This window comes from Massilia brevitalea (assembly GCF_030711405.1).
GTDB classification, from domain to species: domain Bacteria; phylum Pseudomonadota; class Gammaproteobacteria; order Burkholderiales; family Burkholderiaceae_D; genus Telluria; species Telluria brevitalea.
Genome location: NZ_JAULSI010000011.1, coordinates 87,709 through 103,361, shown reverse-complemented (window position 1 = coordinate 103,361; position 15,653 = coordinate 87,709). Strand labels below are relative to the sequence as shown.

At 67.3% G+C, this 15,653-nt stretch carries 11 protein-coding genes; 6 read left to right on the top strand and 5 right to left on the bottom strand.

All coding sequences use genetic code 11. From position 1 onward, the window contains the following. Positions 1 to 60: 60 nt before the first annotated feature. Entirely contained in the window at positions 61 to 984 is a 924-nt protein-coding gene (locus tag QWL29_RS09070) for a LysR family transcriptional regulator (protein WP_305822565.1), read from the top strand. A 262-nt stretch (positions 985 to 1,246) separates the two neighbouring features. Here the strand turns inward: QWL29_RS09070 and QWL29_RS09065 are convergent, their stop codons facing one another. The 3 genes from QWL29_RS09065 to QWL29_RS09055 form a co-directional block, all read right to left on the bottom strand. Then, on the bottom strand, positions 1,247 to 2,734 hold the full coding sequence (locus tag QWL29_RS09065; protein WP_305822564.1) for a PepSY-associated transmembrane domain-containing protein: 1,488 nt from the start codon (positions 2,732 to 2,734) through the stop codon (positions 1,247 to 1,249). A 39-nt stretch (positions 2,735 to 2,773) separates the two neighbouring features. Next, positions 2,774 to 4,942, bottom strand: a complete 2,169-nt coding sequence (locus tag QWL29_RS09060) for a TonB-dependent receptor (RefSeq protein ID WP_305822563.1) — start codon at positions 4,940 to 4,942, stop codon at positions 2,774 to 2,776. 148 nt (positions 4,943 to 5,090) lie between these two features. Continuing rightward, the gene (locus QWL29_RS09055; RefSeq protein ID WP_305822562.1) at positions 5,091 to 5,483 is read right to left on the bottom strand and encodes a DUF2946 domain-containing protein; all 393 of its coding nucleotides are present in this window, start codon (positions 5,481 to 5,483) and stop codon (positions 5,091 to 5,093) included. 271 nt (positions 5,484 to 5,754) lie between these two features. Between QWL29_RS09055 and pepA the strand changes: the two genes are divergently transcribed. The 4 genes from pepA (at position 5,755) to QWL29_RS09035 (ending at position 9,833) form a co-directional block, all read left to right on the top strand. Continuing rightward, positions 5,755 to 6,627 carry a flocculation-associated PEP-CTERM protein PepA gene (pepA, locus tag QWL29_RS09050; protein WP_305822561.1) on the top strand — a complete coding sequence of 291 codons (873 nt, stop codon included), beginning with the start codon at positions 5,755 to 5,757 and terminating at the stop codon, positions 6,625 to 6,627. 144 nt (positions 6,628 to 6,771) lie between these two features. Next, positions 6,772 to 7,089, top strand: a complete 318-nt coding sequence (locus tag QWL29_RS09045) for a hypothetical protein (RefSeq protein WP_305822560.1) — start codon at positions 6,772 to 6,774, stop codon at positions 7,087 to 7,089. A gap of 139 nt (positions 7,090 to 7,228) precedes the next feature. Continuing rightward, positions 7,229 to 9,301 (top strand): hybrid sensor histidine kinase/response regulator, encoded by a 2,073-nt coding sequence (locus QWL29_RS09040; RefSeq protein WP_305822559.1) that lies wholly within the window; start codon positions 7,229 to 7,231, stop codon positions 9,299 to 9,301. Between the two features lie 175 nt (positions 9,302 to 9,476). Further along, positions 9,477 to 9,833, top strand: coding sequence for a KGG domain-containing protein (locus QWL29_RS09035; protein ID WP_305822558.1), 357 nt, complete (start codon positions 9,477 to 9,479; stop codon positions 9,831 to 9,833). 94 nt (positions 9,834 to 9,927) lie between these two features. Here the strand turns inward: QWL29_RS09035 and QWL29_RS09030 are convergent, their stop codons facing one another. Together QWL29_RS09030 and QWL29_RS09025 are read right to left on the bottom strand one after the other, a co-directional pair. Next, a complete protein-coding gene (locus QWL29_RS09030) occupies positions 9,928 to 12,279 on the bottom strand; it encodes a hybrid sensor histidine kinase/response regulator (protein WP_305822557.1) in 2,352 nt (783 codons plus the stop codon). Positions 12,280 to 12,944: 665 nt separating this feature from the next. Continuing rightward, on the bottom strand, positions 12,945 to 14,156 hold the full coding sequence (locus QWL29_RS09025) for a cation:proton antiporter (RefSeq protein ID WP_305822556.1): 1,212 nt from the start codon (positions 14,154 to 14,156) through the stop codon (positions 12,945 to 12,947). 228 nt (positions 14,157 to 14,384) lie between these two features. Here QWL29_RS09025 and QWL29_RS09020 point away from each other — a divergent pair, with 228 nt between their 5' ends. Then, positions 14,385 to 15,650 (top strand): ABC transporter substrate-binding protein, encoded by a 1,266-nt coding sequence (locus QWL29_RS09020; protein ID WP_305822555.1) that lies wholly within the window; start codon positions 14,385 to 14,387, stop codon positions 15,648 to 15,650. Positions 15,651 to 15,653 lie beyond the last annotated feature (3 nt).

Genomic DNA, 15,653 nt, shown 5'->3' with positions numbered 1-15,653 from the left:
TAGAATTCCCCTGTTGGATATAAATTCGCCACCTAAATGGAATTAAATTCGCTAAGAAAGATGACCCCTTCGGAACGCCTGAAAGGCCTGGCGACCTTTGTCGCCGTGGCGGAAGCCGGCAGCTTCACGGCCGCGGCTGCGCGCCTGAACCTCACCAACTCGGCGGTCGGCAAGGCCGTCGCGCGCCTGGAAGAACGCCTGGGCCAGCCGCTGTTCGACCGCAGCCGGCGCCGCCTGGAGCTGACCGATGCCGGCGAGGTGTTCTACAAGGTGTGCGTGCGCGTGCTGGAAGAACTCGAGGCGGCCGAGCGCGTGATTTCCGCCGACGAGATCGAACCGTCCGGGCGCCTGCGGGTCGACCTGCCCGCCACCTTCGGCCGCATGCACGCCTTGCCCGCCTTGCTGGACTTTGCCGAGCGTTATCCGCAGGTGCTGCCGCAGGTGTCGTTCACCGACCGTTTCGTCGATCCGGTCGAGGATGGCCTGGACCTGGTGGTGCGCATCGGCGGCGGCGACACCTGGCCGGCGGCGCTCGACTACCGCTATCTCGGGCACGAGGAACTGGTGTTCTGCGCATCGCCCGCCTATATCGCGCTGCACGGCGCGCCGCAATCGCTGGACGAACTGTGGCGGCACGCGGCCGTCCTCTACGGGCGTGCCGATGGCAGTACCAGCCCCTGGCTGATCGACGATGGCCAGGCGCCGCTGGCGCGCCAGCATGTGGAAGGGCGGATCGTGCTGGGCCAGGCCGAGGCGCAGGTAGCGGCGGTGGAGGCGGGCCTGGGGATCGGCCAGCTGGCGACCTGGCTGGTCGAGGGCCAGTTGCGCGAGGGGCGGCTGGTGCAGGTGCTGCCGCAGCTGGCCACGCGCGGACTGCCGCTGCATCTGGTCTGGCAGAGAACGCGCCAGCACGTGCCGAAGGTGCAGGCGTTGATTGCGCATTTTGCGGCGACGCTGGGGATTGGGCCGAGGGCTGGGGTGTGATGTCGTTTGCGTCGGTTTGCGCAGCCGATGCCTGCAACCTGCCACGGTGGTTGACCGTACGGTGGGCACCCCGTGCCCACGCGGAACGATGCGTCGTGTTGGCGCATGCCGGAGCCGCATCGGATGCCCAGATGTGGCGCCAACAATGATCATTTGTTGGCGCTACGTCTGGGCCACGTGCGCGCATCGAACGCCGCTAACATTGTTCAAGCATCCGCGTGGGCACGGAGTGCCCACCGTACGGTTTGCGCAGCCGCACCGGTCAGCGTGTCGCGATCTTCGTGGCCGACTTTCGCAGCCGGCGCGCACCCAATACCACCGCGGTGGCACTCAGCAGCACGCCGCCGATGCACAGCAGGATCAGCGCCGCTTCACGCCACCACGGCGCATCGAGCATCGCCGGCAAGTCCCAGCTGTGCAGGAAGTTGAACAGCCAGCGGCCGACGCGCTCCGAACTGTCCAGGCTCGATTCGACCTGGCCGGTGTACAGGTCCAGGTGCACCCAGGTGCGGCCGGGATCGTCGAAGACGGCGCGCAGTACCGGCAGGCGCTTGTCGTCGGCGCCGTACATCGACTGTTCCTGGCGCTGGTAGTAGTAGGCGTCGTAGCCATGCAGTGTTTCGCTGCGCACCATCGGCTGCGCCAGCAGGCGCGGCGCCGCCGCGAGCAGCACGGGTTCGGGCCAGCGCTCGCGCACGGCATACCCACCGTATTCGGACACGACCAGCCGCGTCCGCGCCAGTCCGTCGCGCGCCAGGATGTAGGGCTGGCCGCCCAGCACCCGCCATTCCAGTTCGCTGGCCCGGAAGCCTTGCGCCGCCAGCAGCGCGACGGCCTGCGACGCCCGCACGGGCAGGCGCAGCGAGGCCGCGCTGCCGCCCTCGAACGCCGCCAGGTCCGGCCGCGGCCCCTTTGCATCGAACACGCCCAGCGGATTCATCGACATCAGGCCGCTGAAGATCCAGGCCAGCAGCAGCGCGCCGAACGACAGCCCGAGGATGTGGTGCCAGCGCAGGCAAGCCTCGCGAAACGGCGACTTCGAGCCGCTCTTGTAGGTGCCTGCAAAGCGCCAGCGCCAGATGCCGTTCAGCGCGCCGGCCAGGGCCGACACCACGCCGATGCTCGACAAGACGATCACCGTCCAGCTCCATACCGGGTCGGTCGGCTGTTTGCGGAACATGTAGAGCCAGTGCAGCCAGGCGCCGACGAAGTTCCACAGCCGTTCGGCACGCGGCGCATCCAGCACCACCTGGCCGGTCGCCGACGACAGGTAGAGGCGGGTGGCCGCGGCGTCGCCCATCTCGACCACGTGCAGCGGCCGGTGCGCCCCCAGCGAACGCGAATGCGTCCAGCGGTCTTCCTCGATAAAGCCCATGTACCTGGCAGGCGCGCCATGCAGGAAGGCACGCGCCGAGGCAAGCGCCTGGCCAGGGCCGGCGGCCAGCCGCGTGCCGTCGACGGCATCCACCGCAACCCGGCTGCCGTCGCCCTCGGCCAGCACATAATGCGGCCGCCCGCCGATTGAGGTCAGCACGATGCCTTTCACCGCAGCGGGATCGCGGCTTTGCGCCAGCGCGGCGGATACGTCGACGCAGCAGCCGGAAGCCGATAAGGCCGGCAGGCCTGCCATCCGCTCCGGGGGCGTCAGCTTCGGATAGCCGACGAACAGCATCACGATTCCGCTGACGAACCACAGCGCCATCAGCACGCACATCAGCACCCCGGTCCAGCGGTGGACCAGGAAAGTCATGCGCTTGGCTCTACCCATAAAGCCCATGCCGCGCCCCGCTCAGAACCGGTGGTCGAGCACCAGCTCGACGCGGCGGTCCGGCCCCACCAGCCATTGCGTCGGCGTGTAGTAGGCGGTGGTGTAGTAGCGCTTGTCGAAGACGTTGAAGCCGCGCAGCGTCAGGCTGGTCTGCGCGGTCGCCTTCCAGCGCAGCGACAGGTCGGTGGTGGTGTACGACGCCATCTCCAGGGTATTCGCGTTGTCGGCATAGCGGGCGCCCACATGGCGCAAACCGGCGCCGGCGCTCCAGCCGGGCTGGAAGTCCCAGTGCAGCCAGAGGTTGGCGGTCCGCTCTGGCACATCCGGCGGACGGTTCCCGGCACGCGACACCGGCACGCCGCCCACAGCTTCCCGGAAGTCGTCGAAGCGCGCGCGCAGCAAGGCGGCGTTCGCGTCCAGCGTCCAGCCCTGCGCCAGGCTCAGGTTCAGCGTGCCTTCGATGCCGCGCGAGGAACGCTCGCCCACCTGGATGCTCTGCGCCGGATTGGCCGGGTCGCGCGTCAGCAGGTTGTCCTTCTCGATGTCGTACACGGCCAGTGTCCACTCGCCGCGCTTGTCCCCGAAGGCCTGCTTGACGCCGACTTCCAGCCCGCGCCCGGTGGCATTCTTGAACCTGCTGTTCGCCGGCGACAGGAAGAACAGCGCGCTGACCGGATCGGCCGCCTTCGACAGCTGGCCGTACACGCTGAGGTCCGGCGCCAGCGCATACACGGTACCCAGGCGCCAGCCCACATTCGCAAAGGTCTTGTCGAAGGCGAGGCTGCCCGCCACCAGGTTATGCCGCTCCACGTCGGCATGGTCGTAGCGCAGGCCGCCGACGAGCGACCATTGCGGCGTCAGGGCCAGCCGGTCTTCCATGAACAGCGCATACTGTTTCGCTTCGGTGCGGTAGCGCGGAATGGTCGGCACGGCGCTGCTGAAGACACCCGGCACCGGATCGAACGGGTCGACCGCGCCCGAGGAGCCGACATAGGTATTGTTCGTGTGCGTGAACTCGGCGCGGTTGACGTCGAAGCCCAGCGACAGCGTATTCTCCAGGCCGAAGAGGGCGCCCTTGAAGGCGGCATCGCTGGTGATGCCGGTCTGCTTCTGGTCGTGCAGGATTTCGGTGTTGTCCGAGCGGTCCACCAGGCCGCTCGCCGGGTTGTAGACATAGGCCTCGGCATTGCGCCAGTGGCGCTCGCTGTCCACGTGGTACAGGCGCGTGCGCACCAGCACGCCGCCGTGCGGGCGCCAGTTCGCCAGCAGATCGGCCCAGCTGTCCTGGTAGGCGATGCGGCTGTCGCCGACGTTGTAGTTCTTCTCGCGCAGCGCTTCCAGCTGGCGTCCGTCCACCAGCGGCGTGCCGAAGTAGCGCATCGGGTTTTGCCGGCCGTGCGCCAGGCTCAGGCGCACGTCGAGCTCGGGCGACACGTCGAAGCGCAGCGCGCCGGAAAAGGCGCGGTTGCTGGAATCGCCGCGCTCGACCCAGCCGCTTGATTCTTCGCCGCTGGCGTCGAAGCGATACGACCAGCGTTCGCCGATGGCGCCGCCGCTGCCCACGGCGAGCCGGCGCGTGCCTTCGGTGCCGACTGCCGCCTGCAGTTCGTTCTGCACGGCGCCGCGCGTCGGCGCCTTGGGAATGATGTTGACCACGCCGCCGATCGCGCCTTCGCCGTAGATCACGGCGGCCGGGCCGCGCAGGACCTCGATGCGTTCGACCGCCCAGGTGCTGAAGGGGAAGGTGAGGCCGGCGCCGCCGTACTGGCGCATGCCGTCGTACAGGCGCAGCACCGAGACGGTGTCGGTGAAGCCGCGCGCGCTGAGCGAGGAACTGCCGTTGCCCGGATGGCCCATGTTGCTGATGCCGGGCGCGCGCGTGATCGCCTCGGTCAGGTTGGCGTCGCCGCGCTCCTCGAGCTGCTTGCGGGTGATGACGTCGACGCTGGCCGGCGTTTCCAGGCGCGACAAACCCAGGTTCGAGCCGGTCGAGGTGTCGCCTTTCAGCTTGCCGTCCTGGCTGCTGCCGGTGACCAGCACCGTCGGGATGGCGGCTTCCTCGGCCGAGGCGCTGGCGGCACCGCCGATGCCCGTGCCGAGTGCGAGCAGGCAGGCAAGGTAGAGGCGCGTGGATGCCGGGCGCGGCTGCGCCGCATGCCCAGGCAATTGCGTAGGGAACTGCGTTGTCATGGTGATGTTCTATTCGTGCTGCCGGTGGTCGATGCCGGCCGCCATGGGTGAGACCATGCGCCACCGGCATGGTGCGCAGGGTCGTCAAGCTGGCGCCGCCGTTCGGGGAAGGGCGGCGCGTGCAGGCGGCCGGAAGGGCGTGTGCGGGTCAGGCCAGCGCGGGCGGGCCGCGCGGCTGCGCGGACGACCACCCGAACAGGGGCTGCGGCGCACGATAGAACAGCGGAGGATAGGCGTCGTGTCCGCCCAGTACGGCAGCCATGGCGGCGGCCGGCGGCAACAGGGCGAATGCGCCCGCATGCGGCGCGCAATAGGCGCAGTGCATGAATCCCTTGAGCAGGGCGTCGGAGGAGGAGGGCGAAGACGATTCGTCCGCCATCGGCACCATCTCGATGCCCATCGCGGTACAGATTTCAACCTGGCGCGCCGTGCTGGAAGCCATGCTCAGCGAATGCGAGACGACCGGGGCGAGCGCGTTGAACAGGATGGCCAGGGCGGCGATCCAGGCATACGCGGTCCAGTGTCTCGTGATCCTGTGCATATGTGAATTATAGGACCTGGCCCGGAAACTGCATGTTCCGTTAGCTGGACAAATTGTCCATGCCGGCTCAGCGGTATGCGGCCCGGGAGTCGAACTATACAGTCGAGTTTCCTGGTGCCGAAAAGTGTCGGGAATCCTTACACGTATTTACGCGTGCATATTTCGCCAGGCGTAAATCCTTGATTTATATCGTTTCAGGCGTGATGGCACAGGGATTGCTTTTACAAGGGATAGGTTGTTACCAACAGCCACTTATCACGGAAAACCGAACATGAAACTCTTCAAGAAACTCATCTGCGCGACGGCTGTGGCCCTGTCGACGGCTGGTGCCGCAAACGCTGGTCCAGTCCTCAACAACTGGGTCTTCAACCCGACCGGCGGCGGTTTCGCCAATGGCCAGGTCATTAACGAGTATCTCGACGTCAACGGCAACGCCTTCATCCAACTCAACGCAACCGGCACCGACGGCAGCTTCAGCTTCCGCGAAACCGCGGTCTACAATATCCGCCAGGCCGACAGCAACGGCCAGAGCTTCAGCAGCCGCTTCCCTGGCGGCAACATCACGGCCACCTTCGAGGCAGTCGGCACCGGCACCCTGGGCGGCGCCTTTGAATTCACTGGTGGTACGATTCGCATGTACCAGAACCCGACCAACCGGTACGCGACCACCGACGGCTACTACGGCGCCAATCTGGGCGAGATGATTGCCGAGTTCAATGTGCTGGCCGGCGGCGGCGGCATGGTCAATGCCAACGGCAGCCCGGTCAACAACGGCCAGGTCAGCGTGTTTGCCAGCGCCGAGCCGGGCAAGCTCGACCCCGGCTACTTCTTCCGCGGCAACGGCGACGATTTGTCGGAAGAATCTATCCTGTCTTTCGCCTTTACCAACGCGAATACGATCGGCCGGCCGAGCACCCGCCAGGTCAGCGAAATCGTCTGCCAATTCGCCGGCTTCACGGGTAACGGCTGCAATGGTAGTACCTACCGCAACCGCAACAACGAGTACTTCTTCATCGGCGGCAATGGCCAGTTCAAGCTGGCCGAGGTCGACGCGGAAGTGCCGGAGCCGGGTTCGCTGGCCCTGTTCGCCGTCGCCATGCTGGGCGCCGGCGCCGCAGTGCGCCGCCGCAACAACAAGGCCTGATCGGGTCTTCCGTGTTGCAAGAGAAAGCGGGCCTAGCCCGCTTTTTTTTTCGTCCTTCGCGCGCATTGACCCGCGCATGTTGAGCCGCCCGGTCAATCATGGCACACTGGCCTTCCACCCACAACGACGGCCCGGAGCTTAATGATGAGCACAATGATTGGCGGACATGGCGGCAATGCACACGGCAGCCGCAAGGGCGCTCTGCGGGTCGTGTTGGGAACGGCGGCGATCCTGCTGGTGCCGCTGGTGGCGATGCAGTTCACGCGCGAAGTGAACTGGACCGGCAGCGACTTCCTCGTCGCCGCCGTCCTGCTGCTGGGCGCCGGCAGCGTGCTCGACCTGCTGCTGCGCCGCCTGCCGAACCGGCGCCAGCGCCTGGCCGGCGCCGGCCTGCTCGGCCTGGCTTTCGCTTATGTGTGGGCCGAACTGGCCGTGGGCATCTTCTTCCACCTCGGCAGCTGAAGCGGCCTGTTCGCGGCGGGAATTCCACCCCGGATGCGGGGCCGCGGTTCCTAAATATGACAAACTGTTAATTACCGCACCGGCAGTTTCGCATGGCTGGGCTAGCCTAGGTCGTTCGCTAGTCACAGGAAGCCGCACCATGCTCGACGCCACGCTTTACCAGTCGATGTTCACCCGATCCCCGATCGGCGCCATCGTGCTGTCCGCGAGTGCCGACCCGGTGATCCTGGATGTCAACGAGGCCTTCCTGCGCGACGTCGGCCAGACCCGGGAGCAACTGGTCGGCCAGGTGCTGTTCGCCGTGCTGCCGGCCCCGCCCGAGGATCCCGACGATCCGTACAGCAATGGCGTGACGGCCCTGCGCAATGCGCTGGCCCGCGTGCTGGCCACCGGCGAGCCGCAATCCCTGACCACCCAGCGCTACCCGATCCGCAGCATCCTGGCCGATGGCCGCGAAGTCTTCGTCGAGCGCTTCTGGGGGGTGACGAATACACCGGTCTTCGACGCCGACGGCAGCCTGCGCTGCATCCACCACGTCAGCATCGAGGTCAGTGCGCGCAAGCAGGCGGAAGAAGCCTTGCTGCTGAGCCGGCGCGACGCCCTGGACGCCGCGCGCCGGGCCGAGGCCGAGCGGGCGCGCCTGGGCGCCGTGCTGCAGGCGGCGCCGGTCGGCATCGTGCTGGCCGACGCCGGCGGCAAGGTGATCGAGTCGAATGCGGCCCACGACGCGCTCTGGCGCCGCCACTGCGAGCCGGGCGCGGCGCCGCTCGACTTCAGCGAATGGAAGGGCTGGTGGGCCGACGGCTCGGCGCGCCATGGCCAGGCGCTGGCCGCGAGCGAGTGGCCGCTGGCGGCGGCCCTGCGCGGCGAACCGAGCGCCCACCACCTGATCGAGATCGAGACATTCGGCCCCAGCCGCGCGCGGCGCATCGTGGTGTGCTCGGCCGCGCCGATCCGCGGGCACGACGGCCAGGTCGACGCCGCCGTCGTGGTCCTGCTCGACATGACCGAGCGCCTGCGCGCCGAAAACGCGCTGCGCGACGCCGACCGCCGCAAGGACGAGTTCCTGGCCATGCTGGCGCACGAGCTGCGCAATCCGCTGGCGCCGATCATGGCGGCGTCCGAGCTGCTGGTGCATGGCGCCGCCACGCCGGCCACCGTGAAGCAGGCCAGCAGCATCATCGGGCGCCAGGCGCGCCACCTGACCGGCCTGGTCGACGATCTGCTCGACGTCTCGCGCATCACGCGCGGGCTGGCGGTGGTCGACAAGTCGCCGCTCGACCTGGGCACGGTGGTGGCCGAAGCGGTGGAGCAGGTGCAGCCGCTGATCGCCTCGCGCGGCCACAGTCTCGCGCTCGACGTGCAGGCGGCGCCGCTCACCGTCCATGGCGACCGCAAGCGCCTGGTGCAGGTGGTGGCCAACCTGCTCAACAACGCCGCCAAGTACACGCCGCCGGGCGGCCGCATCCGCCTGGCGGCGCAGGCCGAGGCCGGCCGCGCGCGCCTGAGCGTGAGCGACAACGGCATCGGCATGACGCACGAGCTGATGGCGCGCGCCTTTGAACTGTTTGCCCAGGCCGAGCGCGATGCCGACCGCGCCCAGGGCGGGCTCGGCATCGGGCTGGCAGTGGTGCGCCGGCTGGTCGAGCTGCACGGCGGCCAGATCGCCGCCGCCAGCGACGGGCCGGGGCAGGGCAGCTGCTTTACGCTGACCCTGCCGCTGGCCCCTGGCCTGGCCGGCGCCGCCGGCGAGCATGCGCCGCAGTCTGCCGCTGCCGGCCAGGCGCTCGAGGTGCTGGTGGTCGACGACAACCGCGACGCCGTCCAGATGCTGGGCATCATGGTCCAGCACTTCGGCCACGCGGTACGCACCGTCCACACCGCGGCCGAGGCCCTGGCGGCGGCGCACGACCATCCGGCCGACGTCTACCTGCTCGACATCGGCCTGCCCGGCATGGAAGGCCACGAACTGGCGCGGCGCCTGCGCGCCGGGGTGGCCGGAGCTGGCGCGGTGCTGGTCGCGGTGACCGGCTATGGCGGCGAAGAGGCACACCGCACAGCGGTGGCGACCGGCTTCGACTACCACTTCGTGAAGCCGGTAAAGGGCGGCGACCTGCGCCTGCTGCTGCGCGATATCGCCGGTACGCGCGGGCTTGGCGTGCAGGAAAGGCGCAGTGCGGGCGGCATCCGGGGGCGAAATCTTGAACGCTGAAGCGTTCATTTTCAGGTAAAAGATTGCCCGCCATGCGCCAGCCCTGGCCGATGCTGCTACCGGACCAATCCTACACGGCGACGGCCGGCAGGCTGTGCCATCCCAGCCGCCGGCTGTCTACCATGTAGCTGTCTCAGCCAACGACAGGCTGACTGCAATCAACGAGGAGGTCACCATGGCATCGAACAACCAGGGCGGTAACAACGGCAATGGGGGCAACAAGCAGGCAGGCAACACCAGCAACCGCGGCTTCGCATCGATGGATCCGCAACGCCAGCGCGAGATCGCCAGCGAAGGCGGGCGCGCGGCGCATGCCTCGGGAAACGCGCATGAATTCACGTCGGAAGAGGCACGCCGTGCCGGCTCGATGAGCCACAAGAACGATGGCAACAAGCAGAGCGGCGGCAAGGGAGGGGGCAAGCAGGGCGGCAACGAGGGCGGCCAGGGCGGCGGCCAAGGCAATGCCACGCGCGGCGGCACGCCGGAACAGCACGCCCGGGCCGGTTCAGAAAGCAACAAGAACGACAAGTAATCCGTGCAGGCCTGCGCCTACTCGACATTACCGGGTGTGCAGTGCAGGAAGCGTTTTCGTGCATCCGGCATGGCCGCCAGGCGGCGCAGCCGTTTCAAGCGGCCAGCAGGGCGAGCAGCTGCGGCAGTTCGACCGGCTTCACCAGGTGGGCGTCGAAGCCGGCCTGCATCGAGGCTGCGATGTCCTGGGCCTGGCCATAGCCGCTCAGTGCGATCATCCGCGCAGCGGCGGCGTTCGGCATGGCGCGCAGGTGTTCGACCAGGCGGTGGCCGTCCATGCCGGGCAGGCCGATGTCGAGCAGGTAGACGTCGATGGCTTCGCCGGCCGCGCGCGTCAGTGCTGCCTCGGGCGTCGTTTCCACCGTCACGCTGTGCCCGGCGGCGCCCAGGACCACGCCCAGCGACTCGGCGGCGTCGCGGTTGTCGTCGACGATCAGCACGCGCCGTGGCGTGAATGCAGGCACCGGCTGTCCAGATGACTGCGCGGGAATCGCCGCCGGCGCAGGCCGCCGCGCATCCGCATGACGCGGCAGGATCACCGTGAAGCAACTGCCCTGGCCAAGGCCGGCGCTGTCGGCCTCCACCCGGCCGCCGTGCAGCACGATCATGCTGCGCACCAGGGCCAGGCCAAGACCGAGCCCGCCGTGCGAGCGGTCGGGGGTGCGCGTGGCCTGGGTGAACAAATCGAATATGTGCGGCAGCAGGGCGGCCTCGATGCCGATGCCGTTGTCGCTTACCGACAGCCGTATTTCGTCCGGCGTGGTGGCCAGCGCGACCGCGATGCGCCCGCCTTCCGGCGTGTACTTGGCGGCGTTCGTCAGCAGGTTCGCCAGCACCTGCACCAGGCGCTTGCTGTCGCCGATGACGATGGCGCGGCCTGGCCCCACTTCCTCCACCAAGGTATGGCGCTGGCGCTCGATCAGCGGGCGTGCCTGTTCCAGCGCGCCGTGCAGCACGGTGCGCATGTCGACCTCGACCCGCTCGAGTTCGGCCAGGCCACGGTTCACGCGCGAGACGTCCAGCAAGTCGTCGACCAGCTCGACCATGTGGCGCACCTGGCGCCCGATCACGTCGCTCGCATGCGCCAGGCGCTTCGGATCGTTGCTTGACAGTTTCAGGATCTGGGCCGCGGTGCTGATCGGCGCCAGCGGATTGCGCAGCTCGTGGGCCAGCATCGCCAGGAACTCGTCCTTGCGGCTGTTCGCCAGCCTGAGTTCCTCGGAAATCGTCTTCTGCTCGTGGATGTCGGTCATGGTGCCCATCCAGCGCAGGATGCGGCCGTCGGCGTCGCGCACCGGCAGCGCGCGCGTCAGCACCCAGCGCCATTCGCCGCTGCGGTGGCGCGCGTGATGCTCGATCTCGAACGGCGCCCCGCCGTCCTGCGATGCGAACCAGGCCCGGTGCAGGGCCGGCAGTTCCTCGGGATCGGCCAGCGTCTTCCAGCCGGCGCCGTACAGCGACTCCGGCGCCACGCCGGCAAAACCGCGCCAGCCTTCGTTGGCGTAGTCGAAGCGGCCGTCGGGCGTGGCCGACCAGATCATCTGCGGCATGGCGTCGGCGATGGTGCGGAACTTGGCCTCGCTCTCGCGCAGCGCCTCCTCGGTCTGCTTGCGCTCGCTGATGTCGGTGAACAGCAGGGCCACGCGCCGCCCGCCGGGATGCGCGATGCGGCTGGCGTAGACGCTGAACCAGCGGCCCATCGCCGACGAGCCCTCGACGAAGCGGCGCGCTTCACCGGTCACGGCAATCTCGTCGTAGATGTCGATCCAGCGCTGTTCCAGCCCCGGCACCAGCTCGCGCGCGCGCCGCCCCACGCAGTCGCGCAGGCCGGTCTGGTGCGAGAACGCCTTGTTGACCTCGACGAATTCGTAGTCGACGGCGCGCCCGTTTTCGTCGCGCACCATGTCGATCAGGCAGAAGCCTTCGTCCATGGTCTCGATCAGGGCGTGGTTGGTCTGCTCCAGCCGCTCGCGCAGCAGGTGTTCCTCGGTGACTTCCTTGCAAATCACCAGCACGCCGCGGATCCCGGCTTCGTCCTCGATCGGGCTGTAGCCATAGGTCCACCAGACATTGTCGCGCACGCCGTTGCGGGTGAGCGGCACCAGGCGGTCTTCGTACCAGGTCGAGCCGCCGGCCATGACGCGTTCGATGTCGGGCCCGATCAGGTGCCAGGCCTCGGCCCAGCACTCCCGGCCCGGCGCGCCGAGCGCCTGCGGATGGCGTTCCGGCCCCAAGGTGCGGCTGTAGGCATCGTTGTAGAACTGGATCAGGTCCTCGCCCCACCAGATGAACATCGGGTGGTTGCTCGACAACAGGAGGCGGACCAGGGTCTTCAGCGTCGACGGCCAGGTATCCGGCGTGCCGAGCGGACTGCGGCGCCAGTCGTGTTCGCGCATGAGTGCGCCCATGTCGCCGCCGCCGGCGAGAAAGCTGTGTCGCGAATTCAATGTGGTCCAGTCAGTACAAGAGGGGCCGGCATGACGGCGCTGCCGATGTCTGGCGCATGCGGTCGTGTCCTGTTGCGCCGGCGAGCAATGGCAACAGCTCGATATTGGTAATCGAGCAATTTACCATATTCATGCAAATTCGGTCGCATGAGGGAAACGCAAGCTGGCCAGCCCTGCCATAAAGCGTGGCGCCTTCAGGCGTTAAACAACACGCTGCGTCCAGCATTGTTGACATCGGTGGTTGTCAATCATGCACGCCACCCATCTTGCGGGAAATGAATTGTTTCCACGCAAATTTTTTGACGATGGACCGATTTCCCCGATGCGCTGGCCTGCGGCCGTGACCATATTTGTAGGCCTGCGGCCTTATGCCCGGCCTGCGGCCTGTGGCCTTCTGCCCGGCCTGCGGCGCTGGCCGTAGCGTGGGCACCCTGTGCCCACGCGGTTACGTGCTGATCCTTGCACTACGTGCGGCGACTTTTCGCCCGCTGACGTGGAGTCTGGCCAGACGCCATGCCCGGCGTGTCGTCCATTGCATATTTTGCGAGCGACAATTTGCAGCCAACGCAAGAAGGACGCGCACGTAACCGCGTGGGCACGGGGTGCCCACCGTACGGTTAAAGCTGCAGGCCGATGTGACGCATTGCCACGCGGAGCTCGTCTTTCTAACTGGTCTTGAACACCAGTTGCGCCGCTGCCCGCAGCTTCGGATACACCACCGGCACCGTCAGCATGGTGCTGCCGATCGCCATCAGGAGCAGGGCGGTGAAGGTTTCGCTGGTGATCACGCCCTTGTCGAGCAGGATGTTGGCAAAGATGATCATGATCAGCGCCTTGGTCTGCAGCAGCCAGCCGATGATCGAGGACTCGGTGCGGCTCCAGCCCAGGATGCGGCCGGCGAGATGGGTGCCGGCCAGCTTGCCCGCCACCGACGCCACCAGCAGCACCGCCGCCGCCACGAACACGGCCGAGCCGCCCAGCGCCCAGTTGGTCTTCAGGCCGGTGCTCAGGAAGTAGACCGGCATGAAGGTCAGCAGCAGGTGCTGGCGCAGGGCGTCGAGGCGCTTCTGGTCGAACCAGTGCGCTTCGGTGACGGCGCCGGCCAGGAAGGCGCCGACCATGAAGTGCAGCCCGGCCCAGTCGGCGGCCAGCGCGCACAGGGCGAGCCAGACCGGCATCGCGTACCAGCGGTCGCGCTCTTCGAGCCAGGCCATCAGGCGCCGGAACAGCAGGGTGGCGACGGCGAACACCAGGAAGAAACCGAGCTGGCGCCCGACCCGGTCCCAGTCGAGCAGGATCAGCGCCAGCACGCCCCAGATCGCGATGTCGTCCAGGCTCGCGTAGCGCAGGATGCGCTGGCCGATCGGCTCGCGCAAAATCTCCAGCTTCTCCATCAGCAGGATCAGGATCGGCAGCGCCGTCACCGCGCAGGCCATGCCCACGCCCAGCACGAACTGCCAGTCGTGCGCCTGGGCGCCTTTCCAGCCGGCGTAGCCGAGCATGCCCACGGCGGCGATGCAGCCGAACAGCAGCGGCGTGCCGAGCGCCAGCGAGGCCGTGATCATGCTCTCGCGCCGGTGTTCCCAGGCCTTCTTCAAATCCAGCTCGATCCCGGCGATCATCACGAACAGCATCACGGCCCACCAGGCGATGCCGTTCATGGCGGCCATCACCTGCGGATTGAACACGAAGTTGTAGTACTCGGGGTAGGCGCGGCCCAAGATGCCGGGGCCGAGCAGCACGCCGGTGATGATCTGGACCACCACCAGCGGCGCCCAATAGTCGGTATTCCCCAGCCGCCAGATAAGGTAGGGCAGGGTAAAGATGACGAGCATCGCGATCAAAAAGATCTCGGTCGTCCCCATGGCTGTGTGCATAATGTCTCCCAGATATTTTTTTATGGTAAGCCGCAGGGTGTCATGACAGCAAGCGGCAAACTGGTTGGAAACGATACCACAACGTTTTTCCAGAAACAGCAAAAGACTGTCAGGATACAAAAAAGTTATTAATTGACACAAAAAATCGTCAAGTGCTATAGTCGGTCAAAGCCGCTGGTAACGTTTCCAAAAGCGTACCGACAAGGACAGGCGAAGATTGGAGACACGATGTACACAGCACCGAAGTTCAAGGCCTTCGCGCTTGCCTGCGCCTGCGCCGCCTTCAGCCCCAGCGCGTCCGCCGCCGGCGCCGGCGCGGCAGCCGCCACCGGCCCCCGCGCCGAAGTCATCCACTGGTGGACCTCGGGCGGCGAATCGGCCGCCGTCAAGCAGGTGGCGCAGGCCTACCGCGCCGCCGGCGGCGTCTGGGTCGACACGGCGATCGCCGGCGGCGACCAGTCGCGCGCCGTTACCGTGAATCGTATCGTCGGCGGCAACCCGCCCACCGCCGCCCAGTTCAACACCTCCAAGCAGTTCTTCGACATCATCGAGCAGGGCATGCTGAACAACGTCGACGACGTGGCGCGCGCCCAGAACTGGGACAAGCTGCTGCCCGAACCCATCGTCAGCGTGATCAAGGTCGACGGCCACTACTACGCCGTGCCGCTGAACATCCACATGCAGACCTGGATCTGGTATTCGAAGGCGGCTTTCCAGAAGGCCGGCATCGCGAAAGAGCCGGCCAGCGTCCCCGAATTCTTCGCCGCCCTCGATAAGCTGAAGGCGGCCGGCATCGTGCCGCTGGCCCACGGCGGCCAGGCCTGGCAAGAGACCATTTTGTTCAGTGCCATGCTGGCCAACCTGGGCGGCAAGGACCTGTACCTGAAAGTGCTGCGCGAGCGCGACCCGAAAGCGATCGCCTCGCCGGCCTTCCGCAACGTGCTGCTGGCCTACAAGCGCCTGCAAAGCTATGTCGACCCGCGCTCGCCGGGCCGCAACTGGAACGACGCTACCGCGATGCTCATCTCGGGCAAGGCCGGCATGCAGATCATGGGCGACTGGGCCAAGGGCGAGTTCACCGCAGCGAAGCAGGTGCCGGAGCAGCAGTTCGGCTGCATCGCCGGCCTGGCGCCGAACGCGCCCTACCTGATGCAGGGTGACGTCTTCGTGTTCCCGAAAACGCGCAACGCCCAGGCCGTGCAGGCCCAGAAACTGCTGGCCAGCGTGGTGGTGGCGCCGAACACCCAGCTCGCCTTCAGCAAACTGAAAGGCTCGGTGCCGGTGCGCACCGACGTCGACGCGACCCAGGCCGACGCCTGCGCCCAGAAGGGCATCGCCATCATGAAGGACCGCTCGCGCCACCTGGGCGTGTCCGAGGTCTACCTGACCCCGGACCAGAACGGCGCCATGCAGGACGTGCTCACCGCCTACTGGAATACCAACATGACGGTCGACAAGGCGCAGAAGAACATCGCCGCGGCGCTGCAGGAATAAGCG